This is a genomic window from Borrelia nietonii YOR, assembly GCF_023035795.1.
GTDB classification, from domain to species: Bacteria; Spirochaetota; Spirochaetia; order Borreliales; family Borreliaceae; genus Borrelia; species Borrelia hermsii.
In genome coordinates this window covers 23445-48989 of record NZ_CP073158.1, presented here as the reverse complement: position 1 = coordinate 48989, position 25545 = coordinate 23445, and the positions used below count along the sequence as shown (strand labels likewise).

The following is a 25545-nucleotide window of genomic DNA, read 5'->3' as shown; positions in this document are numbered from 1 at the left end:
AAACCAATATTTCATTTTTAAAATAAAAAAAGACTCTACTTCTCTCAATCTTTTAGAGTCTTTTTTTATACACAAATTAAGAATACAAATTCACGCTTTCTCTTTAAACATTTCAAGCTGAATATGACTAGTATTTTTACAAGTCATACTTGATTTACTGGTTCTATATGAAGTTGCAAGTATTTCATGTTTAGTATGCCCAAAAGTATTAGCTATTCCAGTTGAACGAGCTATATAATTAACATTAAGATTATATTTCAAGAAAAGTTCTAAAACCCTTAAATCATCAAATTCACTTATTGCAAATTGCCAATTATATCTCTTCATCTCTACAATGAGCCTCTCAAGAGAATCTAAACCCCACCCCCGATTATCAGCAAGACTTCCACGTGAAATTGAATATGGTGGATCAAGATATACAAATGTTGAAGCGATCTTATCTCTTTTCGGCAAAGCACCCAGAAAATCAAAGATATCACGCGAAGTAAATATTGCATAATCAAGCATCTCTTTTACTCTAGACTTATAAGTCTTAAGCATACCCAAAAATAATCTCTTAGAATTACTTCTATCTAACCTCATAGTTGAATTACAGGAAGCATAAATAGAATACAAACTTCTTAAAACCATATATTCTATTTTGTCTTGATTTTCATTTATAATTCTGTCATAAATAATTGCGTCTCTTACCTTCTTATAAAGTGAATCAGGATTTCGTCGCAAATAATAAAAAAACTTATAAATAAACTGAGAATTATCATTGAGTATATTGTAACAAGCTAATGGTTTTGCAAAAAAGATTGCTCCTGTTCCAAAAAATCCTTCAATATATGAAGTATGCTTAGGAAAAAGACTTATAATAACCTTACTATAACGATACTTACTTCCCTCTCTAGCTAGCAGTTTCAATGTTTCCTAAACACTCTCCTTGATGTAATTTGATATTCAACTCCTCTTTCCTTAAGCGTAAGTGAATCATAAAGAACACTGGTATCGTTAGTTGCTATAAAATGATAGCCTGATACACCTTTGATTTTAACTTCACTTATTTCAAATTCATTATTTGTGCATCTGTAAGAATGACTTATCCAACGCACACTTGTCTTAATCCCAAAACTTTGGAGTATACTGCATGGATTTAGAATATAACAATTACTTTTAATGTATCCTAAACCAACAAATTTATGATAATTATTGTTAATATCATTAATACTAAACTGCAATTTTTTAAATCGTTCTATGTAATAATGCAGACATAAAAAGTAACATCCCCACTGACGTATTTCTAAAATTAACTTTGGATTATTTTGCGTTATTTTCATCTTTAACCTCTAACCTTTAATCTTTAACCTCTACTATCAAATTTAATACTTTGAAATTCAACTTCAAACAGCGATAAATCTTCAAAAAAAATTAACATAAGGTCCACAAACATAGAAGACCTGAAATGCTTATTTACAGAAAGACTTTTTTCCTTAATCTTAGTTATTCCACATATAGCTTTAATATGTGGAATCCTTAGGCAAAACCTTAAAAAAATATCAAGATAATGCCTCGCCAATGAACAAGTAAATTCCTCATCGTAAGGTTTTACAAGCACTACCGCTCCCTTCTCAACTACCTTACTAAATAAAACTTCTTCAAATTCATCTCTTTGGTCCATCATCTTCTCTACAAGTTCAATTTTTGCATAGATCATACTCAAAACTCCTTAGCTTACAATTATTTTGATTGCAATATATCATTCCTAAAAAGGGATATCCTCATGAAACCCTTCATCAGAATCAACCTTATTAGGTGCTCTTAAAGCAGGCAATGGGCTTAGTATTTGAATCTCATCCACTAAAATGCTGCTCTTGCTTCTCTTATCACCAGTTCGCTTGTCATCCCAACTCTCATACCTTAAAGACCCATTAACTACAACTTGTTTCCCCTTTAAAAGAAATGCTATTAGTTTTTCTGCTCTACTTCCAAAAAGTACACAATCAAAAAATTGAGCATAATCTATCCATTCATTATTCCTTTTTATTCTCCTATTATTAGCTAAACCAAACTTCAAAATAGGAATGCTGTTGTTAACGTAAGTAATTTCACTGTCTCTAGTCAGACGTCCTGATAATACTACTGAATTAATATCAGACATGAGAGCTCTCCTTATCCCTTAATCTACTCATCATTTCCATGAGTCTTAAATCATGATCAAGTCTTCTCATATCCTCTAAAAATTCTTGTCTTGAGTAATAATCATAAATTATTTTTTCTAAAGTTCTTTTGCTAAATTTACATAAAAACTTCACAACCTGATAAGTAATTAGTAAAAGTACTACCATAAAGCTAATCCTCATAACCTCCAACCTTAAGCACTTACAATGGAAGTTTCAATATCAGACCATTGCTGCACTGAATCTAAACTACTAGCAAGAAAACTGATATTGCCACTTAAAGACTTAAATCTATCTTTAATAGCTCGCTTGGTTGTATCTAAAGAGAATAGAATACCTTCAAAATTATAATTTACATGTTCCATTAATGAAAATTCTGCAAATATTTCATCTATTCGGGATTTAAGTTTATCTTTCATGGGTTTTGTTGCCTTATATAGCTCTTGTGTATGTCTACTCTTAGCTATCTCTTCTGCTTCTTCTATCTCTGTTTGCAAAGTACTAATTTCACTAAGATATCCTTTCAACAGATTATCCTTCTCTTCATCAATCTCCAGGTCAGTACATCTTACAAATTCTAGAAAGTTATCTTTATACTCTGATTCTGAAAAATATTTGTATACCTCACTACTCTCAATCCCTTCTTGAATTAGTTCACTTAAACTATCTAAATCTATATTCTCAATATCATACTTTGCTCTTAAAGCTTCAGAAATACTACTTACTTCCGCTTCCATTGTTGAAACATCAAACATTACTTCATTAATAAACTTATCATCCCTCTCAATTACACAATTAATAGCTTCATTACCTATTAGAAAAAACAGATTCCCCTTACTTAAACCTGTACATAAAAGTTGTATTTGCACTTGAACGTAATACTTGAAAAAGTATTTGTTTTCTAAAAAATTACCATTCTTATTGTATTCAATTACAGCACTCTTTAAATAAATATTATCACTGCATTTAATTTCTAAAAGCTCTGCTTCCCCTTCTTGGTTTTCAAACCAACCATCAATTGTTGAACCAACCAAATTGTCCCGTCCCTTAAACTTCTTGAAGTAATTATATTTATCTATCCCATTTGCATATTTATTCTTATGTAAAACAGCAATCTCATCAGAATGCATACGTACAAATTCATCAAACCCTAAATTCTCAAGTAGCTTTCCTTTCCTCATGCTTAAGTTCTCTTCTAATGAAATCTCTTTTCCTAATAATTTCAAGACCCTATCAAGCATTAATTTTGAAACACTCTCAGCTCCAATAAACATACTCCCAACTTCACTTGCTCCTATACGCTTTAATGAATTCCTTTGAATACTAAAATCAACTTTGCTATTAAACTTGAAACATTCATTTTTGCCAATTCTTGATAGCTTGCGTCCTATTCTGCTGATTTTACTTACACTTTTTTGTCCCTTATTATCTGGTCTTGACTTTGATGTGCAAATGAATCAAATCCTTCAAACATTTTTTGATCATACAAACTTGGCTGCTCCATCCCTACCTCTACTATTTTCTCATTTGTTTTTGTTTTTTTTATCATATCAAACTCCTTATTATTTGTTTTATAACAAAAATAATATAGCAAAAAATTGTTTTTGTCAAAACTTTTGCTATATTATTTTTTTGTTCTTTTAATAAAAACATTTTATAAAATGTTTTTATTAAAAGAACAGTTTACTTTTCAATGGGTATTGCGTTATGATGAGTAACAGTAATACATTAAAGGAGTTTGAAATGGGAAGAACAAAAAAGCCTACAAACAAATACCAACATAAATTAATCGTTTTAATATCTACACTAAACTACATGAACTTAAAGCTTAAAAAATACACTCAAAGCAACATACTTTATTACTTTAATAACAATATGAAAAGAAATGGTCAAAAGCTTGCTAAGCTTAAAACACTTCAAAACTATTTATACAAATTAGAAAAAGAATTCAAAGTAACGATTAATTATTACAGACATTTGGGTGTTAACATGGGAACTGAAATTTATTACGAACTTAAATACTCCAAAAAAGAATGTTACAGTATAATCAATAAACTCTTCAGAGAGAAAAAAGGAGGGAAATTTCAAACTCGCGTTAAAGCAAATATTAAAAAGGTTTGCACTAAAAATGGGAGTGTAGAAAAATGGGAGTGTATATATAATATATATAATAATAAAAAAGAAGAAAAGAAAGACATAAAAGAAATAGAAAAACTGCAAGTAAAAAAGTATGCTAAAAAATGTAATTTTAGATCAAATGCTTTCTTCTCTATTTTGAATTTAAAACTAGAAAAAGATGTTACAATTAAAGTGCTTAAGGTACTTAAAAGAACAGAAAACTTCATTGAAAAAACTAAACACAAGAAAAAAAGCAACATTGAGCTAAAAGAAAACAAGCTTGCAAGTAAGCAAAAGGAATTAAGTAGAATACTGGATGAAACAAAAGTCATCTTAAAAAATGAAGGCTATAACAGTAAACAGTTAGAAATCCAAATACAAAAGGTATATGAGCAATATAAAGATAAACCACACTTTATCATAGAAAACAATAAGTACAATGACTTAGAAAAGATAATAGGGAAGCTTAAAAAGACAGTTGAACGTGTTAAAGTAACCATAAAAGAAGATGAGAAAGAAATTAGGAATAACGTATTTAGCATATTTCTTGAACAATTAAGACATAAAGTAGACACATCAGTTTTAGTACCAATACTGAAAGATTATTTAAACAAACAGGACAAATTAGAATATAACAAGGTATTTAATAATCATTATTACTATGAGCTTTTAGAATTAGTTGAAAATGGCGGGAATTATTTAAAATTAGGAGAACCCAAAAAAATTACGAGTTAAGGATTGGTTATGGAGAGTGTATTAGAACGTCTCAAAAAGAAAGAATCAGAGATTAAAGAGAAAAGAGATAAACCCATCTTTGTTAAGATAGAAAGTCATAATGACAGGACATTATACCACACAAAAATTATGATGGATTTCTACGCATTTGGAATCAGTGAAAGACAAAATAGTAAATTTTTTATTGCATTCAGGGGATTATTTAATAGGGAAAAAGTAGAATGGTTCAGTTTATTTGCTCTAAGAGATGATGATAAATGCTTAGGTATTTTTTATGGTTGTAGAAAACCAATAAAGAATGTGGTTAGAAGATATGAGGAGAACGGGGTTATGAAAGCATCTACCTTTTCAAAGGTTTACTACATAGAATTTAGATTTAAAAAAGGCAGTGTGTTTTGTTATTTAAGAGGAATTTCTTACTTGCTTAGAGAAGATAAGATAGATACAAAGTATTGCAAATCTTTAATTGAAAAGCTTGCAAACTTAGAAAAACAAGTATATGAGTTTTATGGTAAAAAGTTACCAGACGGAGGGCGCATAAATAAATGGATAGAAAAAAACCTAAAATAATTAGTATTGCAAGTCTTAAGGGTGGTGTTGGGAAAAGCAGTACTGGATTAATATTTGCAATTCTTTTGGCAAAAGAGTATAAAGTGCTTTTAATAGATATCGATACACAAGCATCAATAACAAGTTATTTCTTTGATAAGATTAAAGCAAAAGGCGTGAGCTTGGCAAATATTAATATATATGAAGTGCTGAGAGAAGATTCTTTAGAAATAAACAATTCAATTATAAGTGTTGATCACAATTTAGATCTGATACCTAGTTATTTAAGTTTGCACAAGTTTAATCAGGAAGCCATTTCATTTAAAGAATTACGATTGAAAAAGAGATTGGAATCTTTACAGGATAGTTATGATTATATCTTAATTGACACGCCGCCAAGTTTAGACTTTACTTTAATAAATGCCTTAGTGAGTAGTCATTATATACTGGTTCCAATAACAGCTGAAAAATGGGCAGTTGAAAGTTTAGACTTATTAGAATTTTATTCGAAAAAAATAGGAGCTAATATACCTACCTTTATACTAGTAACAAGATTCAAAAAAAATAATACTCATAGACATTTACTTGATATTTTACAATCAAGAGATGATTTTTTAGGAACTATATCTGAGAGAGAGGATTTGAATAAAAGGATAGCAGAAAACAATGTTTTTGATTTAAATAAGGATTATATACATGAATATCAAAGCGTACTTAGATGTTTTTTAGACAAAATGGAAGTTACGTTATCTTATGGATGGAAAATATGATGGGAATTTTAAATAAGGGAGAGAACAAATTTCCGGTGCCGGAAAAAAAATTTAATTTAAGGAGGTTTAGGTATGAATATACAATTAAATAAAAGAAATTTATCCAATGAAAGTGATGCATTAGTTAAATATAAGTCATTGAAATCAAAATTAATTATTAACTTTAAATCTGAAATTTGTTCTAGAATAGAAACGATGAAAGTTTTAAAAGAAATTAAAGATAACGAGTATTATAAGTTAGATGGGTATAAAAACTTTGAAGATTTTACAAAAGATTATAAATTAGCTAAATCTCAGGCCTATGATTACTTGAAAGTCGCTGGTGCTATAGAAGAAGGAATAATCGAAGAAAGTTTTTTAATAGAAAATGGGTTTAGGCAAACGTTGTATGTCTTGAGAAATAGTGACAGTAATACACTAAATAAATCAAGAGTAAATCCAATAAAACCGTTGAGGTTTCAACTTAAAAGTCAAGAAAGTTATGATTTTTATAAGAAAAATGCCAAATTTACTAGCTTTTTGATGGATAATCTTTTTGAAAATCAAAAAGATTTGCTTGAAAAGCTTATGAAAGAATTTAAAAGTTTAAAAGGCGATTCATAAGGAGTGTTTATGAACAATTTAGCATATAAAACATATAGAACAGAAGATTTAAGGATGGAGTTTTTAAATAAGGGGTTTACTGAAGAAGCAGTAGATTTCATTTTACTTCATAATGATAATTCTAATTTTGAAGTCTTAAGGGAAAAGATGAATTCATTAGAACAACAAATGATTAATGTAGAACAGAACTTAGAAAAAGATATTGAATTCATTAGGATGGAATTTAACAATAAACTAGAAAATTTGGATACTAAGATAGATAATGTAGAGAAGAATTTACAGAAAGACATATCTAATTTAGAGCGCAGTTTACTTAAAGAAATAGAAAGAAATAATGCAGTCTTAAGAGAAGAAATGAAAAAAGATAATGCAGTCTTAAGAGGAGAAATGAAAAGTAACAATTCAATCTTAAGAGAAGAAATGAAAAAAGATAATGCAGTCTTAAGAGAAGAAATGAAAAGTAACAATTCAATCTTAAGAGAAGAAATGAAAAAAGATAATGCAGTCTTAAGAGAAGAAATGAAAAGTAACAATGCAGTACTATTAGAAAAGCTTGATATGTCAAATAAAGTTTTATTAGAAAAGCTTAAGATAGGGAATAGGATGTTAAACCTTATTTCATTGATAGGAATGCCCATCATTACTTCTATTCTTGTATACATAATAACAAACTATTTTGGGAGGGGGTAATGATACTGAAAATACAGGTAGTTGATTTTACTTTATATTTGGTGTACGATAATTATCGTTAGTAGTGCTATTGTTTTAGGACTACCTTTAATGTTCAGCATTAATAGCCTTTAGAGCTTAATTAAACATTCTATTTGAGAGTTTTTAATTAAGCTCTAAAATTTTGTATTCTTATGTCTTAAGTTTTAACAATGCAATATTTGGTAAAACTTTTTTATTAAAATGTTGCGTCAAAAAGTTGACAAAAAATGGGTTTTTGATATATATTTATTTTTAGTAATACATTAAAGGAGTTAAATATGACAAATACAAAGAATATAGCAAAACCTGAGATATCAAATACGATTAGCACAATAACAGAAAAAATGAATTCAAGTAATATTTATGAGGTATGGGAAGCATATAAGAGTATGCATGGACTTAAAAGAATGGATACTCAATCAGAGAGAGAAATCTTAACTTTACTACAAGTAAATAATCTAAATCCATTCAAGAAGGAAGCATACATAATCCCATTTAATGGGAGATATGCAGTTGTGGTAGCATATCAAACCTTACTTATAAGGGCATATGAGGCAGGGTATAGTAAATATAGCCTTGAATTTAAAGAAGAGATGGTTAAGACAATTAAAATTGATTCTAAAGGTAATAAAATGGTACAAGAAGATTGGCAATGTACAGCTTACTTCAAATCAGAGCATGGTAATATTTATAGTTTTTCTGTTTTATTTAATGAGTATTACAAAAACTCACCTATTTGGAGAGAGAAACCAGTATTTATGTTAAGGAAATGTGCAGTTAGTTGTCTATGCAGAACTTTGCCAGGCGCGGGGCTTGAGAGTATGCCCTATATAAGAGAAGAGTTAGGAGATACAGATGATCTTTATGAAGCTCATAAGGTACAACAAATAGGGCATACTGAAACTGAAAAAATAGTGACTAAAGAGATGCGCCCTGTTGATTATGAGTCTGTTACCAAAAGTGATAATAAGCATGTACCATCCAATCTATCAGTTGAGAGTGAGGAAGATAATGATGCAAATACCTTAGGAACTAGACAAGACACAACAGAGGAACAATCTAAGGGTGTAGAAACCCCACCTGTAGATGTGAATAGAGTTGTGAAATCTAATAATACTAATACAGTAGGAGTAAATAAAGATAATAAAGCTAATTCAATTAAGTTTAGTTGCTATAAAAGTCTTCTTATAGCAGCACGTGGTATGCATAAGCATTTGGTTGATAAACCATTTAAGAGTATATCGCAGATAAATGCATATTTAAGTGCTATAAAGAAGGGGGATGATTCTTCCTTTTTAGAGTATTTTAATATGAATAAAGCTTTAAGGAGTGTTAACTATTGGATAGAACTCATTAGAGAATATATATTTAAGAATAATCATCTTATGAGGAAGTTAGATCAATTTGAGGCATTTATAGCGCTTATGCAGCCTAAATATGAGGATAGTCCACTCAGATTATTTGGATTCTTGTCAAGAGAAGAAGAATTAAGATATTTATTTGATACATAGATGATAATTTAAAGCAAATAAGCCCCATTAGGGGCTTTAAATAATATTAATTTTTAGTTTTGAATATTTTTTGTAAACCGCTTCAGCAATAGGTTTAGTTATCTTGATGTATGCTTTGAAAATGTTGATGTTAAACATTAAATCCTGGATTGTCTGTTCAGACTTGAGTATAGAAGAATCAAAATAAGTAAACTTAGGATACTTTGGATCATTAACTTTCTTTTTTGTACGTGTTAAGAATACTTGCAAGTACATAACATAATCAGCTAGCTTAGCTTCATAAGTACTTAATTCTGTGAGGGTTTGGGTTTTAGGAAATGTTGGTTCTTCCGTTAGAGAAGCAATAGATGTACATGAGAAGATAAGCGTTAAGAAAGTTAAATTTACTAGTTTTTTCAAATTAGGCCTCCTTTAACATTTTGATGTAAGTACTCATGAGCTTATTACGTTTAGCTCTAAGTTGGGAAATGTATTTTGAATAATCATCATAATCCCCAGCAGTTTCTATTATCTCGATGTTGAGCCTTAGTATTTCTTCAATTTCAGAGAGTAGTTTGATAGCTTCCTTTTGTTCCATTTGATATACACTTGCCTCATATAGTGAGTAAAAATAATTAACCACTTTGGTGAAAATATTAATGTAGGTTACGGTGTTTTTACCTTGGTGGTTATTTTTTATAATTTCTGTAAATTTGTTTAGGATATCAACACTCAATTTAGCAGTACTTAATTTCATTTGACCTCCTTTTCAATTGATGAGATTTCTAATGGTAATTGCATATTATCTGGATTGCTATTAACCTTTTCTATGAATTTTTTGATTTTAGTTTGGATAGGTTCAAGTGTTTCTCTTATTTGCGGAGTTAAGGCATTCTCTAACCTTTCCATATTTTGTGTATAGATAATCTGATATTCTGTGTAAATGTCATTTAATAGCATGAATGTTTTATGAGCATTTTCATTAAACGACCCATCTTCAAAATTAGATAGTGTGTCAAATAATGTTACGATTGCATTTAAAGCAGTATCTAAAGAATTACGATCAAGTATCATAAATCCTCCTTTTCTTTGTCTCTGTCATGTATTTTTATCTTACTTAATAAGATACTTAGCATATCTTTGATTACTGGTTTGAAAATCAAACCCAGACTTAATATAAAAATACTAATAATGATTAACTTCACTTCATTGATGTTAATTAGTTGAAGTAAAAAATCTAATATGTTATTAATACTTAATTCATTCAACTTTATCACCTCGAGTTTATAATAGGTAAGCTACAACTATATAGCAAAGAATAGCAAAAACTATATAAAGTTATAACTTTACTAAAACCGGAACACGATTACCATTTATATATCCACGTTTTTGAATGTACCATCCTCTAAGTACTGGACATAAAATATCTACATAAGCATTTTTAGCACCGTAATAATATGCTGTTGACTTTTGTGAGCTATCAGTGTATTTAAGTGCTACTTTTTTTGCATATTTAGTACCAGACGCATTGATTGTGAGAGCAACAGTAATGTCTAAATAAATAGGGTTATCATCATCAGATGTATAAAATAAGAGTTCAACTTCTTGATTTGAATATTCTGATGTCATGTCTAATACGTAAGCTTGATTTTTAAAATAAGATGGGTAAATATATGAACTTGTAGTTTTGCTTTTTGTTGTAGTAAACCCAGAAGGAATTCCTGTTAAATATTCAGGTACTGGGGATTTTTGTAGCGTACTATAATTCATAATTACAAACTTATCATTTTTAGTTAATGTAGTTGATGATATATTTCCTATAATTCTGTCTCTTACTTTATCAGAAATATTATAAACACCGTTATTGGCATTGTTGAGTAATTTTTCAAGCACTTTATTATAAGCTTGATTTATAAAGTTTTCATTTGCTAATAGTTCAGTAGCAATTGTGTCTTTAATGACTTCTTTGAAATACTCAAGTCCCTCATTTTTGAAGATTTTGTCTTTAGTTTTTTTAAGAAAATTTTCATATGTAATTGCATTGCAATTAGAACCTCCATCATCAAGTAGCATTAAATCAGTTTTTTGAATATCACCAACTCTGTTTAGGTTGTTGATTTGGATAAATTCTTCTTCATCAATTAAGAGTTTCTCTTCACTTGACATTAATGTTCTCCTTAATTAAAAGTAATAATTTCTATGTTTTCATTATTTGTAATTTTTAAGACACGTCCTATAGGAATGAGATTTTTTATAAATGCATAAATTGAGTGTGAATATCCTTTAGGAAGGAAATTGAATGTTAAAAATTTATATGCCGTTTTAAATCCTTTTTTTGTTTGATGTAATCGAATACGTTTTGGTTTATGCCCTTTAACGGTGCTAGGAGAGATAAAGGAAATAAAGTTAGTTTTTATCCTGTTTAATAATTTTATGTTAATTACACCAGCTTGTGGGGTAGTAACTTCAATATCGACATTTAAGAAGGCCTTAAAAAGTCTTATAAATGATTCATCAGTGCCAATATGACGTAAAGCAAAAAGTACACTATCAATGTTTGCTACAAGTGATTCGAGTGGTTGGCTTTCAGAGTAAAAGATTCTAAATAGATTGGATAACCAAATGGCAATAAAACGTGATGAGCAGTGGCGTGTAGCAGTAATACTTGTGAAATTAGAATTTAGCCTTTTTAGTTCTAAATACATTGTATTTGCATACTCTAATTCATTTTGTATGAACTTTTCAACCCCAGTATCTTGAAGATGGATGGGTATTTGCATTTTTAATAGCTCCTTTAAGTTGTAATGTCAATGATTAATCTGTCAGTAAGATTGAAGATAAGTATTTCCTCAGGCTTAACTTCAATATTAGTATTTTCCTTAAATTCTGAATCAGTAATGCTTGCAATTTTAGTGTCATCTGTGTCTTTAATGCAAGCATATATTTTCATACTCTTAATTCCCTTAATTTCATTAACAGGAGCTATAAAATCTTGATATTCAAAGCTGATACCCATATCAGGATAGTTATTAGTTACAATACGTTTGTATATATCTCTTATTTGCATGTCTATGTTAAGATATATGTGATTTTTAAGATCAAGTTGATATTTTACTTTAAGGTATACGTATTTTTTCTTTCCTAAAGATATTTTATAGCTTTTGAGTTGATTGTGAGTGTTAAGGCCATCAATTGTGATACTACCATTAAAGAGTGTACCTACAGGCATAGTTGAATAAAGCACTTTCCAAAGTTTGGCTTTAAATGTAGAATCAGTGATATCAGTTTTACTAGAATTTAGTAAAGAGTCATTTAATATAAGATAAATATCAGCTGTTCCGACTTTAGAATCAATATTGACGTACTCTATTTCTTTAAGTTTAAGCAATGATGAACGAACCGCATCAAAGGTAGTGCTCTTAACACTTATGTGCTCTTCGATTGCCTTAAAGTATTCGCCACCGGGACTTACTTTAGAGAAAAATGAATTAAGTTCATCAATGATTTGTTCTTCAATTGTTGCAAGTGAGGTTGCAATAATATTGTAAATGGAGGATGGGTCATTATTAATGACAATCCCATGCATATCTCGTAAGTATGCTCGTTTGGCATTAACTATTTGTTGGATATTCTGTTTTAGAATACCAAAATCAGGATCAAAAAGAATGCTCATATTCTAATCTCCATATCTAAAGTGTCGTTTGCAAATTCAAATATAATGTTTAATGTGTTATTTTTAGTAATTGTTTCAATGTTGACAACATCAATTTTGAGGTCTTGTATAATGCTTGAAAAGTAAGTTTTAATTTGTGTTAAAGAGCTTGTCTTAGCAAACCTTGTAAAGAAATTATAATCAAATCCCCAATTAGGAGCATTCTTAAGACTACCCTTTGGAGTTCTTAAAAATATAAATAAACGTTGCTTTTGTTCATTTATTCCACTAGTTAATGCTAAGTCTTTTTTAAAAACCAAATTAAATTGATTGTCAATCTGTAAATCCAATCTTTAACCTTTTAATGATTCTAATTTAACCTTTAACCGGTAGTAAGTATAGCACTATTTTAGCAAAAACCTATTTTAGTAACATATTTATTTTATTTGTAATCTTTGTAAGATTGCTGTAAAAGCTAGGTTCAACACTAGCATTCCCAATTACCCGTAAATTGTATAGACAAGAAACAATTTCTTCTAATACTGACCTTAAACTTGTATTGTTAGCTTTAATGTCTATGGGGTTTTGTATGTCAATTGCAAAGTCATTAACTTTGATAGTAGCATTTTGCATGTTAATTGGCCTTAGAATATAAAAATAGTTTTTGTCAAAATAATGATTATCATCCTCATTAAAAAGGTTAATACTACTTTGAAGTAAGATTACCCCGTCATTTTCTTTAAGATTAAAATGCATGTTTGATATATTGCGTGTCTTAATCTCTAAGTCTGTGTGTCCAGAGAGTAAAACAATACCTTTTTGTGTAGAGGTGTTAAAAGATTTAATTATTCCTATTTTAGAGATAAAAATGTTTCTATAAATCCATAGTTTTATTTCTTCTTGTGTTAACGGGGAGCCTTTCATTTGGCTATTCATTCTGTATATTTCATAATTCAAGTTCATTTATTTAGCCGTCCCATTTATTTCTAAGTAATTAGAGTCATCATAAAGCTTAAGGATAAGCGAGCATTCACCAGTATTGCTTAAGATAGCATTAGACTCTATAATACTGCTCTTAACTTCTTTTCCAAGCGAGTCAATAAATTTTATCCTGTCACCAACTTTCAGTTTGTGTGTGTACATAACTTTGGCATTCCAATATATAAATCTTATACTTAAAGTACTGCCAATAGTAATCTCTTGTTGAGGAATAAACTGCAGACCAAAATCTTCAAGAGGTAGATAATTTGTATTTTGCTCTGCAGGTGTGGCGTTAGTAAAAATATAATTACACTCAACATGAGTGTTCCCGAGAGCCGATTCTTTAATAAGTTGTGTATGCTCCTTAGGTACAATATCTGTTCTAACGCTTTGAACATACTTTTTAGTTATCTTTTCAAGAAACTCAAGAGGAGTATTTGCACAAAAACTTTCTGTTATAATTTTTGTTCTATCAGCATAGCTCATATTGATAATGCATTTACCAGGAAAAGCTGATTTAATTGCATTCTCTACACTCATTCCTTGGAATTGATTTATTTTAAGCTTGCGATTGAAATAATTACTTTTTGTTGCCAAATGAATTTCAAGGTCAACACTAAAATCACCATTAGCATAATCAGTACTCATAGGAACACCCAAATAACCTGCCATAATAAAGTCATAATCTTTAGAGTCTGCGAACTTTTTATAAGATATTTTTACAATATCTCCTTCATTTACATTATCGGTAAAGTCTATAGGTAGGTTCCAAAGGGTTAGCTTGCTTTTCTTTGCACACACATAATTGTTACTTGAGTACATATCAGATATTGATATGTCAATGTGTATTCCATCTTCAGTTTTAATTATAATTTTAGGCTTTTCTTCTGATGTGATATTCTTAGTGCTAGTTTTACTTGGATTATAAAATTCGATTTTGAAGTCGTATTTGATAAGTCTACATTCCATGAAGTTACCCTTTATATATTGAAAATGTTTTAAGAACTTCTAAGGTAAGACTAATTTCAACCTCATCAAGGTATACTGTGTCCTTAAGGGTAAGAGAGGTAATTGCAACAATACCCCTAAACCCTAAAGTTGGACTGTAGAAACTAAATGGTACACTCTCTTCAACTCTATTAATAAGTTGTTGTTTTGCCAGATTACTGGTATGAGGAAAGATTAACTTTCCAAAAGCCGTATTAGCCGAGAATTTAAGCAGTTCCTTATAAGCACTAGTTAATACAGCATTATTTAATGTGATAACTTCACCAGTGAAAGTTGGATTGTAACTTACATATTCAGATTTACGTGTGTAGTAGTCAATTACAGGACGCTTTGAACATGTTGTGGTGTAAGTTGTGCTAATTAGTTCAGTTTTGGGTAAGATGAAAAATCCTTGTGGAACGTATCCAAGTCCCTTAAAGTCCATCCTTGGACATAAACTTAAGAAGTTATATGCCATAAACACACTAGAAATTTCATTGAATGTTTCTTTAAGGATACTTGTTACTTGTGATGGAGTAAGCTTTAAGAAGTCTAGTGTTGCCTTTACTGGTGCTGTGTCTTTATATTTATGAATAAAGTCTGTTGTAAATTGTGGTATCATATTTAAATGTTCCTTAAGGTGTTTTTATACTTGCGTCTGTTTCTAATTTTGATTCAGTATCAGTACTTAAGAGTGGTGAATGGCTTTTATCTGTTGTAGGTATTGAACCAAATAACCATTTGTATGCCCAATTAGGCAATGTTAATTTTAGAATTTGATTTCCAAGCTTTATAAGCCATTCGTTAATGTCACCGAAAAAACTTTTAATTCCGTCTATTATGGGCTCAACAATATGTGTTTTGACGGTAAAACCTGTTAACCATTTAGTTATGGTTTCTATTTTTTCCAACATGGGTTGGAATACACTAGCTGAAAGTTTTCCAAATGAATCTTGAGCTTTATCCAGACTATCCTTAATTTTTTCAGCTTCACTAGCATAAGTAGGAAACTCAAGAGAGTTCCAGTCCTTAATAATTTCTTTTAATTTGTCTGTTCTGTAATCAAAGGTATAACCAGTTGCTACTCTGTCATATTCCATTTCAGCTCGTTCATTATATTTATCAGTAAATTTATTAAATGAACTCATAATGTTATAAAGAGAACCGCTTTTGCCTTGCAAGAATTCTGCTACTGCAGTAATAGCAGAATTCTTATCACCAACAACCCCGGTAGATTTAAGCTTTGCAGCAAATGCTACAGCCTGCTTAAGATTATCGTCATTGTTTTGACCTAAGTGTTGTAATACTTTTCTAAGAGTCCCAGCAGAGTTGAGAAAATCTTCTCTTTCAATGCTGTTCCCAAAACCAGGTATGCCTTGAAGCATGCTATCAAGTTTGCTCTTTTCATTTGTTGTAAATACTCTTGAAGTAATTAAGTCAAGCTTTTGAAATCTAGCATCATTAAGTATAGATTTTTTTGCAAAATTCAAGATATCACCAATACCACTTTGAAAGGTATGACCCACTATATGTCCAAGAGCAGTTCCAGTAGCAATTTTCAAAATGCTGCCGCCTTTAAGAATACTTTTTTGAATAGCTTTGTGAAGTATTGTTTCCTTATGCTTGCCACTTTTCATTTCTTCATATTCTAATTGTCTTCGGTCTTTACTTGACATAAGTGAACGCTTGAATGCTTTTTTTCTAGCTTCTTCAAATTTGTATCCTAGCTTAACAAGTTTTTTAGTTTCAGTAAATCTAAACTTTTCTACCCTTTCTCGTAATTTCTCATATTTGGTTTGTTTGGCTAGTTCACGTTTCTTCTCAGATAAGTTATGTTTTAAGATATCTTTAGTGCTCTTTAGAGAAGATTTTTTAGGTTTAATTAAATGTTCTAGTTTAGAAATGTCTTTTTCTAATGATTTGCGAGTTGATGCATGATCTAGCACTCCTGTAAATTTAATTGTAAATTTTGGAGTATTCATAACATTCCCTTAGAGAGAGTCATTTCAAATATTTGCTTTTCAAGTTTCAGATTCGATATTTTGTAAACCTCATTTAGTTCTTCGTAGTTCAATGTTTTGACTTCATTTAAAGTGCAAATACCCATGATAACAGGAAAGAAATATTTGTTTTGTTTTATCTCTTCAAGTAACTTAAAATATTCAAGTTTGGTTTCATTAAAGATTTTACTTCCATTATGGATTTTCATCCTGTATCCCCATTGATGTTTGTTGTGACTTGATATTTTGTATTATCTGTTCATAATTCCAACTATCATTAATGTAATCAAATTGTACAAATCCATCAGCATTATTTAGATAATGGCTTAAGTAAACTAAAGTTGGTTTCTTAAAGTCAGGATCTGATTTGAATACATCAAACTGAATTGAGTAAAGTATGTACTTAAGATAATCTTTGTAGTAAGTAATGTACTCTCTATTTTCATTTAAAATAAAGTAAAATTCATCTAAAAAGCCAGGTTTAATCATAAGGTCTGTTATTGCTCTTAAGTATTCAAGATTATTAAGTTTTTTGATGCCTTCATTTTGTGAAAATCCTAATATAGAGTCCCATTCGTAAACGGGCAGTACTCTTACTTCAAATGTAAAAGTCTTATCTTTAGTTAAGATATTCATTTTGTAACGCGTAATCATAAAATCCTCCTTAAGCGTTCAAAATTAGGTGTTTACTGTGCAGTTAACCGCTCTGATTTCAAATGTAACCTTTTCAGCTTCAGCAGAATAACTTCTTGAAGGTTCTTCTGCAAAAAATGCATATTGAGATACAATTTTGATGTCTTCTAAGTCATTGAATACTAAATCTAACATCTTTGCAGTTTTACTTTGATGAGTATTATAAAATTGGTCTTTTGAAAGCTTTGTTAGCAATTTGTACTCATAAGATCCAATTGTAACTTCAATATTGAATATGAAAGTAATGGTTCTAGGATCCCTGAAGCTAACTACGGGGAAACCCCTATCTTCACTGCTAGCTACTGCTCTTGTTGTAGGTTCACTTGTAAGTTCTAACTTACCGCCTTGAATTTCATTCCCACCAATTGAAAAAAATATGTTCCTTAAATCATAGTATTGTTCCATTCTCAATTCTCCTTCAAGCTATTTATATAACTATTTATATCTTGTGCTGTGATGTTTAAAAGGACAGCGTTCATAGAGTGGTTATAAGTAATCTCTATTGATAAGAAAAGCTTTAGCTCGGGTGTTGGTGATATGTGAATCTTAAGCTTGGAGTAAGCAACAATAATATTCCTATCAATGAAACGTTTAAGCATACATTCAACAGCAGCACTGTAAGCATTATCTCTTTTTCCTGAGAGTTGTAGTTCTGATAGTTTACTATTCTGTCTACCATTAACATTCCATACTCTAATAAGCTCGGATGTAAGTTCAGATTTGATATAATGATAAGTAAATAATTCGTCAATGGGAGTTCCTTCAAGAGTTACTCCTTCCTTAAAAGCCATAACACCATCAAGACCAGTCTCATTAAGCAATGAGTAAAAGTTAATATTAGCATTCCTAAGTTTACAGGTTGTATCCCCATCAGTAATAGGACTCATACCGCTAAACTTAAGTCCATAAGGGTTTACAGCATGAAATATACTCGCTTCATGTAAGTATTTAGATATAAATCTTAAGTGTAAGTATTCCTCTCCTTTAGAGTAGATAACAATAATTTTAGATTTAGAATTCGTACCATTTTTAAACAACTCTTTTATTTCAGATTCTTTTGTTGCAAATACAAAGAAGTGAGCAGGGTCTTTAAAATGAGTATAATCATCCTTATATATTGTAAGCCCATCACCACCATCACTGTTACTTGAATAAGTATTAATAAGGGCAACAAAAGTATATCTATTGTCTTTAAGTTGGGTTTTAATTGCCTTTGCTTCGGTTCCCTCTTTATATATAAGTAGCTTGACTGATCTAAGTCCGGCATCACCTGCTGAGAAGAATGCTTGCATTGCTTTTTTTAGGTATTCTCTCTCCTTATTAAATTCATCCTCACCATTATTTCCTTCCTTTTCAAGTGCCTCGATTTGTTTTTCAAAGCTATTTATATTTAAGTTTAATATCTTTACCTTAGGTGTTGAATCATTGAGTTTGATCTTTGCACATTTATACACTAGTAAGGGTGTATAGTAACTTACATAGTTTATATCTAATTCAGAATGTGCCAAATTCACACTGATTGTATCTTGTGGCATTCTGTTCTTCCTCCTTAATTTGGTTTTCTTTTACTTGTACATTAGCTTTAAAACCACAACTTGCAGAGTATGCTAACTTACTATAATTGCTTTCAATATCAATAAGACCAGAATTTTGCATATTGGTTGTAGCATAAATGTAAAACTTTAGCTCTATTTCATGAGTGCTTATACCTTCTTCAGGTTTGAACGAACAACTTTGGGTACCTAAGTCATGTAAAAAATCACTAAATAACGTATAAAGTGACATAAGTCTCTTATATGCATTTTTATTAACGTTTGCAAATGCCATGAAATAGATTTGGAAACAGATACCAAATTCATTTACATTTTTGTAAAATGAACCGGTTCTTAAGTTGTGATTAAAGAGACCTAAGGTATTTTCAAATTTTATTGCAAGGATATTGGGCTTTTTTATTGTATGTTCAGACATGTATGGATGGTTATGCGTATTTATAATATCAACATCAAGTTTATGAATGCTTGCAAATTTAGTGAAGTCTTTTAAAACTGATATCAGAGATTGCTTTATAGTAGTAATATCCAGTATCATTCATTTATCCTATATTCAATGGTCTTAAGCATAAGTCCGCTGCAACTGAGTGGTACCTCAGGTGTTTTGCTACCCCTTCTCTTTTTTAAAGCAATTGTCTTAGGAGAGAGTGCAGGTTTTACTTTAGATGCTAATACGTAATTTTTATAATATTCTATGAATGCATTTCCCAAAGCATTCATACCATTTTGAATGCCTTTATTAAATTCATTATTCATGTAATTGGTATTAACGTACTCTCTAAACTGAGAAGAATTAGCTACTTCGGTCAAGTGCTTACGTATGGGTAAATTCCTAGTACCCATTTCATGTATAAATGCTACCAAAGCACGCCCCCCAAACCAACCAATCTCTAATTCTATTTCTCTAAAACCTTTTATCTCCATTCTAAACCCCGTAAAATTAAAGTCTTATAACCAACGCTAGAGTCAATATTTATAATTTCAAAAAATGAACCTTCAAGTGATACTCTGTCTTTAATTTCAAAATTAATCTCAGCATTTGTATAAAGCTTTGATAAGTTTTTCAAATCATAAATATTAGAGTCATTAATTTTTACAAGTTCTTGTGGAGAGATATCGATAATAATTCCAACAAATTGAGTGTAATTATTTTTATCGAAATTAATCTCAGGGCTTTCAAACTCATCATCATGCGAATATGTTCCTTTGTAAAACAGGAAGTATGATTCTTCACGAAACCTGCCAATCATGCGTTCTGCCATACTAGCAAGCCTGTCTCTTGTGCTCATTACACAACACCTATGCAGTAAGTCTTACGCGCTCCTGACTTAATTTGTGTGATAAGCTCTTCAAAAGAGGAACAATAATCTTTACTCCCACAATTCAATTCGGTACCTGAGGATGGATAATAATCAATCTCAAGCTCACCAAATTTTTCTTTTTTGATTTGTTCAAGACCAAACTCACGAATCACACCAGAACGCTTTAGATGGCAACCTATGTAATAATAAAGCAGTAGAGATGCTTGACTAATATTTAATGTGCTAAGGTTAACACCACGTGTATTAAGTATCATCTCAAGTAGCTTTGCTTGTTCTTCAAACTTTGCAAAACTTAAATCCTCTTCAGATAAATCTAAGAGAGCTTTAATTCGTAAGTAAAGCTCTCCAAAACCTTCTGATGATTCTACATCACTATCCATAAGTCACAATTCCTTAACTTTGCTTAATATCAACTCTTAAAATAGTCTTCTGTGTTGCCAAAAGTCCACCAAGTACAAAATCAATGTATGAATGAGCAATATCAGTTGAATCCTTATCAACTTGTTCATTTGGCATTGGTAACATATATTTACTTGGTTTAAATTTAATTAGTTCTGCATTTAATGGATAAATTAGTACCTGATTTGAGAGTAAGTTACTTGTCTCTACGTAAACTTCTTGTCTATTATTAACAGCTTTAATAGTCTTAACCAAAAAGTCTTCCCAAGAGTCAGTTGAAGAATAAATATTAGATGATGAGGACGCATTTGGTATTGCATATGGTTTTACAAGTTTCAAACTGGTTGCTTGGTCAACTAATACCATCATAGGAGTAGAAAATTCATCACCAAGTTCTAACTTTGCAAGTCCTGATTCAATCTTTTCAAAGATCTTATCCATCTTATCTTTATCACTACTGCTTACTTCTTCTTTGACTTGATCTGGCATATTAAGTAGGCCATACATATTAGGAAGCATACGTTTTTGATTCTTTCCATCTTTTTGGATTGAAACAGTACCCGTTAATATGAAGTGATTTATAAGTTTAATAATCTCATTAATTGCAAGCTTATATGCTTCCTTGAAAGGCAATAAATTATTATTTACATCGCCTGCATAATCATTATTTTTATAAAACTGTTCAGAAGTTTGCTTTAAATGTCTAAACTTATATTGTAATTTAAGGTAGTTAAGCTTGACTGCTTCTGACCTAAATCCTATTGTTGCAATAGTATTAACTTCATTTACTAATGTTGTAGGGTTGGCATTAAGAAACGCATCCCATTTTATTGTTCTTAAGTACCCGGTCTTTAAATCAACATCTTCGATTTGTTCATTTGAAAACCAGTTGTAAAATACTGGTAACTTTATTTTAGAAAATATATTTGATATTTCCTTAGCATAATAATTTTGATCATATAATTCTGACATCTTCAAACTCCTTTAATTTATTAACTTGGTTTACCTTTATTGCCATAAACAGCTACATGTACTACGTAAAGTTTCTTTTCGGTACTATCAAGTTCAATTGAATCTGATAGGGCTACTACACTAATTTTGTTATTACTTGAACTATTCTTTTCAACCTGACCATCTGAGTTAAATTTAAGCTTATCTTTTCTCTTAATAGAATTGTCTTTTGCAACAAGATACCCTTGAAAGCTATTTGTAATAGGTATTACTGTAGCAGTTTGTGTAAACTCATCAATATCTGTGCAGATACCATAAAGGTCATCCTCACCCCCAGCTTCAACATGTGGTTCATAGTGTGGTTTACTATTATCTGATGTTGTATCTACAACAAGCTTTACTCCTCTTTTATATGGATACCCTTTAAAAAAATAATTCTTAAATTTGTCGTGCCTACTAGTTACAGTTCCACCAGAATTACTAAAATGTAAATTTTTATTCCTAAAATCAGCTGTATTACTAAAAGTACCAGCATCCCTGGTAGGATTCTTCATCAGCTTTTTAAGCTCTTTAGCTTTATCTTCATATTGTTTTACTAACTGAGTTACATTTGACACTTTAATCCTCCTATTTTAAGAAACTGCCTTATTACCATAAAGAGCTATCTTTACTAAATACAATTTATAATCTTCTTGTCCTCTTTTAGATTCATCATCAGTAAGCTGCAAAGTAAATATGTTACTAAGTGCAATTGCATTAATTGAAACTGATGAAGAACTAGATGTCTTAAAGGCTTCTCCATTTGAATTGAAATCTAATTTATCACCAACCTGAATACCAGAAGAATTTTGCGCAAATACATATCCTTCAAAATTATTTGTTATTGGTATTACTGTTGCGATATTAGTATATTCATTAATATCAATGCATATTCCATAAAGGTCAGCACCACCACAAGCTTCAACACAAGGTTCATAACCATCCTCAAAAGATAACTTAATTCCTCTCTTGTATGGATATCCTTTAACAGGATAATTTTCTAATCTGTCAACACTGCTAGTTATAGTCCCACCTTGATTTGCAAAGTGTACTCCTTTATCCTGAAAACCTATATCTACATGAAAAAGACCAGCATCTCTATTCGGGTTCTTCATTAGGTCTTGTATTTCTTTTACTTTCTTATCATATTCAGTTTTTAGTTGTGTTATGGCCTGTGACATATATACTTATCTCCTTAAGCGGTTTTTTGTTTTCCAAGCTTATAAAACTCATTTCTTCTCTCTTTATAAGCATTAGCAATAGAAATATTAAACTCATTAAAGTTTTGGGGACTAAAGTTAGGATCTAAGATTGATATATCCTCATTTGTTAAGTTAAGTTTAATCTCACCTTTGGAACTGATACTTGTAGCTTGGATTCTTTTCTTTATATTTACTTTAGCAAGGTTTACAAGTTGTTCAAGCACTTCTCCATCTAAATGACTAGTATCTCTTACCTTAGCAATAGCTTGAATGTCTTCAGCTGGTACGTACTTCCTAACAAGTTCCCTACGTTGTGCTTGCATTATATCTTTTAATAAGTAGCCTTTAGCAAGTAGTGTCTCTTTATTAAAATGCGAACTTAAATGTTTGCGTGCTAAAGTATCAATCTCATTAATACGAGAAGCCTCACTTAATAATTTATTTTCTTCTTCCAAGCGTGCTTGCGTATCGGCAAGCTCCTTTGATATCCTCTCATTAATACTTAAATTCTGACTATCAGATTCTCTTGTTGCTTTATATGCTTTATATTCTTCATATTCCTTTAAACTTAAAGTAATACTATTTTTATCCTCTTTATTATCCTCTGTACTTTGAATCAAGTTATCCTTTTGCGCGCTATCTACATTTTCTTGTGTTTTTTTGTTCATAAAATCTCCTTTTAGCCTTCATAAAAAAATAATTTTGATCTTAAAGCGTCAAGTTCTCTTTGACTTAACGTATTGCTTGATTCTAATTCCTTATATTTAAGGGTTAATTCTATAAGTCTAGAATCTCTCTCATACTTTTCTTCTTCAGTTAGCACATGCAATGAATTAAATCTCATGTCTAAGTAGTAATGCTTACCCAGTTTACTATTACAATTAATTTCTAGCTCTTCTTGAACACCTTTTAGAAAGTCATAGTAATTCGATCTGTCCCCCTTACCATCACTTCCCAGTCCCTTAACTTGTTCATTAAAGCTCCTTGTTAGTGGTTCTTTTGTGTCAGCACCTATCTTTGCTTTTACTAATGCTAATGCTTCCTTTAAATAGGTTAAGTCATACTTAATAACCTCCAGTGAGGCATCTGGTGTGCCACTGTAAAATATTCCTTCATTATTTAAGTTGGATTTAAGTCTGGAAAGCTCTCTTTCTAAATCTTTATTTACACTCTTAAACGCACTTATATGATTCTCATTTAAATCATTTCTTTTAAAGATATTAGGAAATATGCTCACCCTATTATTAACACCCTTAGTTAAAATTTCTAATGAGGTTGTAGCCTTACTTAAGGCATCTTGTAATGATACTAATGATTCATCCCTGTAAAATAAAAAGTTATGACTCTCTATCCGCTTTTCTATTTCTTTATATATTTGTTCAAAAAGATATACATTAAGCAAAAAGCTTTGCGTATAACATGGGCTGTATGCTTTAAGCACATAATCATAATTGGAGTGTATGATTACCCTGCTCTTATGTATCTTTATTTCCTTATAAGATATCTTCTCATCTGTATTTACTTTTAAAGTATATGTTATATAAGTAGCATCAGGCCCCTCATCACGAACATTACTATAATCAAGATACATAAACCCAATAGGCAATTCTTTATTTACTTCCAAGTATAAATCTTGTAGCTGATCTTCTGTTTTAACTAAAATGTATCCAACACCATTAAAACGATAACTAATAAGACACTGCAATAATGTTGCTTTTAGCTCTATTTTTAACGTTTCTAAAGCATCATTAACATTCAAAGCAGTAGTTACACTATTTAAAGTGATTCCATTCTTAAGGCAATCTTCTGCTACATTTGAAATGTAGTTTCTAAAAAATATTGAATATTTATATAAATCTCTTGAATTAATCTTAAAATTTAAGCTCATGGCTTATTTAACCTTTAACGATAGCAAGTATAATGCAATAATTAATTTTTGCTAATTGTTTCTAACAAAAAATTAAATAATTTTTGTAAAAAAAATGACGGGAAAAAATAATTATAGAAAGTCAATTAAATAAGGGGCTAATTAAATAAATTTACTTTACTAATAATGACATTAATGCTAAGAATATTCCTATATTAAGGGTAATAAGGGTACCAAACATCCAATTATGCAATCTTGATGTACTATCAAACTTGATTTTATTAATTTCCATATCTTTTCTAACAAGAGAAATTTCATTGCTCACAGATGCAATGTCAGATTTTAATTCATTTCTAACGTTATCAATCTTATTATCAAGTTCATTGAATTTAGTATCAATCTTATTATCAAGTTCATTGAATTTAGTATCAATCTTATTATCAAGTTCATTGAATTTAGTATCAATTTTGTTATCCAGTTCATTGAACTTAGTGTCTATTTTGTTATCAAGTTCATTGAATTTAGTGTCAATTTTGTTATCAAGCTCAGTTTTGACTGCTTTAATCTCAGCTTGCAAGCTTGACTCTACCTTTTCAAGTTTTATATCAAAGTTTTCTTTTAAAAACTCAATATCTTTGTAAGTAAGCTCATTGCGATAATATCTGTAAGACAGATCAATAGCAATATCTTTATTTATCCCAGCTTTAGTAAGTTCTGCTATAACCATTTGTTGTGTAATTACTGGTTGTGCAAGTCCCATAAAA

General features: G+C 30.2%; 39 protein-coding genes. 6 read left to right on the top strand and 33 right to left on the bottom strand.

Going from position 1 to position 25545, the window contains the following annotated elements; all coding sequences use genetic code 11:
* Positions 1-90: 90 nt before the first annotated feature.
* The 7 genes from bhYOR_RS07850 to bhYOR_RS07820 form a co-directional block, all read right to left on the bottom strand.
* On the bottom strand, positions 91-909 hold the full coding sequence (locus tag bhYOR_RS07850) for a DNA adenine methylase (protein WP_247088671.1): 819 nt from the start codon (positions 907-909) through the stop codon (positions 91-93).
* The gene (locus bhYOR_RS07845) at positions 906-1322 is read right to left on the bottom strand and encodes a DUF261 domain-containing protein (RefSeq protein ID WP_025434179.1); all 417 of its coding nucleotides are present in this window, start codon (positions 1320-1322) and stop codon (positions 906-908) included. Before bhYOR_RS07845 ends, bhYOR_RS07850 begins: the two co-directional genes overlap by 4 nt.
* 23 nt (positions 1323-1345) lie before the next feature.
* Positions 1346-1699 (bottom strand): hypothetical protein, encoded by a 354-nt coding sequence (locus bhYOR_RS07840; protein ID WP_025434178.1) that lies wholly within the window; start codon positions 1697-1699, stop codon positions 1346-1348.
* A 48-nt stretch (positions 1700-1747) separates the two neighbouring features.
* Positions 1748-2143: a single-stranded DNA-binding protein gene (locus bhYOR_RS07835; RefSeq protein WP_247088669.1), complete on the bottom strand. Its 396-nt coding sequence runs from the start codon at positions 2141-2143 to the stop codon at positions 1748-1750.
* A complete protein-coding gene (locus bhYOR_RS07830; protein WP_025434177.1) occupies positions 2136-2330 on the bottom strand; it encodes a hypothetical protein in 195 nt (64 codons plus the stop codon). Before bhYOR_RS07830 ends, bhYOR_RS07835 begins: the two co-directional genes overlap by 8 nt.
* 26 nt (positions 2331-2356) lie before the next feature.
* Positions 2357-3460: a DUF244 domain-containing protein gene (locus tag bhYOR_RS07825; RefSeq protein ID WP_407933145.1), complete on the bottom strand. Its 1104-nt coding sequence runs from the start codon at positions 3458-3460 to the stop codon at positions 2357-2359.
* A gap of 107 nt (positions 3461-3567) precedes the next feature.
* Positions 3568-3711 (bottom strand): hypothetical protein, encoded by a 144-nt coding sequence (locus tag bhYOR_RS07820; RefSeq protein ID WP_247088665.1) that lies wholly within the window; start codon positions 3709-3711, stop codon positions 3568-3570.
* Positions 3712-3905: 194 nt separating this feature from the next.
* On the opposite strand from bhYOR_RS07820, the gene bhYOR_RS07815 reads away from it, so the two are divergent.
* The 6 genes from bhYOR_RS07815 (at position 3906) to bhYOR_RS07790 (ending at position 9159) form a co-directional block, all read left to right on the top strand.
* Positions 3906-5015, top strand: a complete 1110-nt coding sequence (locus bhYOR_RS07815) for a plasmid maintenance protein (RefSeq protein ID WP_247088663.1) — start codon at positions 3906-3908, stop codon at positions 5013-5015.
* 9 nt (positions 5016-5024) lie between these two features.
* A complete protein-coding gene (locus bhYOR_RS07810) occupies positions 5025-5585 on the top strand; it encodes a DUF226 domain-containing protein (protein ID WP_025434392.1) in 561 nt (186 codons plus the stop codon).
* Positions 5561-6334 (top strand): ParA family protein, encoded by a 774-nt coding sequence (locus bhYOR_RS07805; RefSeq protein ID WP_025400436.1) that lies wholly within the window; start codon positions 5561-5563, stop codon positions 6332-6334. The genes bhYOR_RS07810 and bhYOR_RS07805 overlap by 25 nt, the downstream gene beginning before the upstream one ends.
* A gap of 72 nt (positions 6335-6406) precedes the next feature.
* The gene (locus bhYOR_RS07800) at positions 6407-6937 is read left to right on the top strand and encodes a chromosome replication/partitioning protein (RefSeq protein WP_025434391.1); all 531 of its coding nucleotides are present in this window, start codon (positions 6407-6409) and stop codon (positions 6935-6937) included.
* 9 nt (positions 6938-6946) lie between these two features.
* On the top strand, positions 6947-7627 hold the full coding sequence (gene bdr, locus bhYOR_RS07795) for a Bdr family repetitive protein (protein ID WP_247088661.1): 681 nt from the start codon (positions 6947-6949) through the stop codon (positions 7625-7627).
* A 299-nt stretch (positions 7628-7926) separates the two neighbouring features.
* The gene (locus tag bhYOR_RS07790; RefSeq protein WP_247088659.1) at positions 7927-9159 is read left to right on the top strand and encodes a recombinase RecT; all 1233 of its coding nucleotides are present in this window, start codon (positions 7927-7929) and stop codon (positions 9157-9159) included.
* Between the two features lie 36 nt (positions 9160-9195).
* On the opposite strand, the gene bhYOR_RS07785 is transcribed toward bhYOR_RS07790, so the two are convergent.
* From bhYOR_RS07785 to bdr (bhYOR_RS07660), 26 genes are all read right to left on the bottom strand, one after another.
* Positions 9196-9558: a BBA14 family lipoprotein gene (locus tag bhYOR_RS07785; protein ID WP_247088657.1), complete on the bottom strand. Its 363-nt coding sequence runs from the start codon at positions 9556-9558 to the stop codon at positions 9196-9198.
* A gap of 1 nt (position 9559) precedes the next feature.
* A complete protein-coding gene (locus bhYOR_RS07780; RefSeq protein WP_025407106.1) occupies positions 9560-9895 on the bottom strand; it encodes a BlyB family putative holin accessory protein in 336 nt (111 codons plus the stop codon).
* Entirely contained in the window at positions 9892-10212 is a 321-nt protein-coding gene (locus bhYOR_RS07775) for a BlyB family putative holin accessory protein (protein ID WP_025434310.1), read from the bottom strand. The genes bhYOR_RS07780 and bhYOR_RS07775 overlap by 4 nt, the downstream gene beginning before the upstream one ends.
* Positions 10209-10406 (bottom strand): BlyA family holin, encoded by a 198-nt coding sequence (locus bhYOR_RS07770; RefSeq protein WP_025434156.1) that lies wholly within the window; start codon positions 10404-10406, stop codon positions 10209-10211. Before bhYOR_RS07770 ends, bhYOR_RS07775 begins: the two co-directional genes overlap by 4 nt.
* Before the next feature lie 70 nt (positions 10407-10476).
* Entirely contained in the window at positions 10477-11304 is an 828-nt protein-coding gene (locus bhYOR_RS07765; RefSeq protein WP_247088345.1) for a DUF685 domain-containing protein, read from the bottom strand.
* Between the two features lie 11 nt (positions 11305-11315).
* Positions 11316-11918, bottom strand: a complete 603-nt coding sequence (locus tag bhYOR_RS07760; RefSeq protein ID WP_247088347.1) for a DUF735 family protein — start codon at positions 11916-11918, stop codon at positions 11316-11318.
* 14 nt (positions 11919-11932) lie between these two features.
* Positions 11933-12811 (bottom strand): DUF276 domain-containing protein, encoded by an 879-nt coding sequence (locus bhYOR_RS07755; protein ID WP_025400196.1) that lies wholly within the window; start codon positions 12809-12811, stop codon positions 11933-11935.
* Positions 12808-13140, bottom strand: a complete 333-nt coding sequence (locus tag bhYOR_RS07750) for a hypothetical protein (protein WP_025434159.1) — start codon at positions 13138-13140, stop codon at positions 12808-12810. The genes bhYOR_RS07755 and bhYOR_RS07750 overlap by 4 nt, the downstream gene beginning before the upstream one ends.
* A 70-nt stretch (positions 13141-13210) precedes the next feature.
* The gene (locus bhYOR_RS07745) at positions 13211-13753 is read right to left on the bottom strand and encodes a DUF777 family protein (protein WP_025434160.1); all 543 of its coding nucleotides are present in this window, start codon (positions 13751-13753) and stop codon (positions 13211-13213) included.
* The gene (locus bhYOR_RS07740) at positions 13754-14740 is read right to left on the bottom strand and encodes a DUF693 family protein (RefSeq protein ID WP_025434161.1); all 987 of its coding nucleotides are present in this window, start codon (positions 14738-14740) and stop codon (positions 13754-13756) included.
* 4 nt (positions 14741-14744) lie between these two features.
* Entirely contained in the window at positions 14745-15380 is a 636-nt protein-coding gene (locus bhYOR_RS07735) for a DUF792 family protein (protein ID WP_025434162.1), read from the bottom strand.
* A 13-nt stretch (positions 15381-15393) separates the two neighbouring features.
* Positions 15394-16740, bottom strand: coding sequence for a DUF759 family protein (locus tag bhYOR_RS07730; RefSeq protein ID WP_247088655.1), 1347 nt, complete (start codon positions 16738-16740; stop codon positions 15394-15396).
* Positions 16737-16967 carry a DUF1322 family protein gene (locus bhYOR_RS07725; RefSeq protein WP_025400198.1) on the bottom strand — a complete coding sequence of 77 codons (231 nt, stop codon included), beginning with the start codon at positions 16965-16967 and terminating at the stop codon, positions 16737-16739. The genes bhYOR_RS07730 and bhYOR_RS07725 overlap by 4 nt, the downstream gene beginning before the upstream one ends.
* On the bottom strand, positions 16954-17412 hold the full coding sequence (locus bhYOR_RS07720) for a DUF1473 family protein (protein ID WP_025400199.1): 459 nt from the start codon (positions 17410-17412) through the stop codon (positions 16954-16956). The genes bhYOR_RS07725 and bhYOR_RS07720 overlap by 14 nt, the downstream gene beginning before the upstream one ends.
* A 24-nt stretch (positions 17413-17436) precedes the next feature.
* Entirely contained in the window at positions 17437-17856 is a 420-nt protein-coding gene (locus bhYOR_RS07715) for a DUF1463 family protein (RefSeq protein WP_025400200.1), read from the bottom strand.
* A 2-nt stretch (positions 17857-17858) separates the two neighbouring features.
* Positions 17859-18986, bottom strand: a complete 1128-nt coding sequence (locus bhYOR_RS07710; protein WP_247088653.1) for a DUF787 family protein — start codon at positions 18984-18986, stop codon at positions 17859-17861.
* Positions 18946-19539, bottom strand: a complete 594-nt coding sequence (locus bhYOR_RS07705; RefSeq protein WP_247088651.1) for a DUF764 family protein — start codon at positions 19537-19539, stop codon at positions 18946-18948. Before bhYOR_RS07705 ends, bhYOR_RS07710 begins: the two co-directional genes overlap by 41 nt.
* Positions 19536-19925 (bottom strand): hypothetical protein, encoded by a 390-nt coding sequence (locus tag bhYOR_RS07700; protein ID WP_247088649.1) that lies wholly within the window; start codon positions 19923-19925, stop codon positions 19536-19538. The genes bhYOR_RS07705 and bhYOR_RS07700 overlap by 4 nt, the downstream gene beginning before the upstream one ends.
* Positions 19916-20290: a DUF1506 family protein gene (locus tag bhYOR_RS07695; RefSeq protein WP_025434322.1), complete on the bottom strand. Its 375-nt coding sequence runs from the start codon at positions 20288-20290 to the stop codon at positions 19916-19918. Before bhYOR_RS07695 ends, bhYOR_RS07700 begins: the two co-directional genes overlap by 10 nt.
* Positions 20290-20703 carry a DUF3890 domain-containing protein gene (locus tag bhYOR_RS07690; RefSeq protein WP_247088647.1) on the bottom strand — a complete coding sequence of 138 codons (414 nt, stop codon included), beginning with the start codon at positions 20701-20703 and terminating at the stop codon, positions 20290-20292. Before bhYOR_RS07690 ends, bhYOR_RS07695 begins: the two co-directional genes overlap by 1 nt.
* Positions 20704-20716: 13 nt before the next feature.
* Positions 20717-21694, bottom strand: a complete 978-nt coding sequence (locus bhYOR_RS07685; RefSeq protein WP_247088638.1) for a hypothetical protein — start codon at positions 21692-21694, stop codon at positions 20717-20719.
* 20 nt (positions 21695-21714) lie between these two features.
* On the bottom strand, positions 21715-22290 hold the full coding sequence (locus bhYOR_RS07680; protein WP_025400150.1) for a DUF228 domain-containing protein: 576 nt from the start codon (positions 22288-22290) through the stop codon (positions 21715-21717).
* Between the two features lie 15 nt (positions 22291-22305).
* Positions 22306-22893: a DUF228 domain-containing protein gene (locus tag bhYOR_RS07675; protein ID WP_247088636.1), complete on the bottom strand. Its 588-nt coding sequence runs from the start codon at positions 22891-22893 to the stop codon at positions 22306-22308.
* A 14-nt stretch (positions 22894-22907) separates the two neighbouring features.
* On the bottom strand, positions 22908-23582 hold the full coding sequence (locus tag bhYOR_RS07670) for a DUF1357 family protein (protein WP_247088635.1): 675 nt from the start codon (positions 23580-23582) through the stop codon (positions 22908-22910).
* Positions 23583-23593: 11 nt separating this feature from the next.
* On the bottom strand, positions 23594-24802 hold the full coding sequence (locus bhYOR_RS07665; RefSeq protein ID WP_247088632.1) for an anti-CBASS protein Acb1 family protein: 1209 nt from the start codon (positions 24800-24802) through the stop codon (positions 23594-23596).
* Positions 24803-24953: 151 nt separating this feature from the next.
* The gene (gene bdr / locus bhYOR_RS07660; protein ID WP_025434409.1) at positions 24954-25541 is read right to left on the bottom strand and encodes a Bdr family repetitive protein; all 588 of its coding nucleotides are present in this window, start codon (positions 25539-25541) and stop codon (positions 24954-24956) included.
* Positions 25542-25545: the final 4 nt, after the last annotated feature.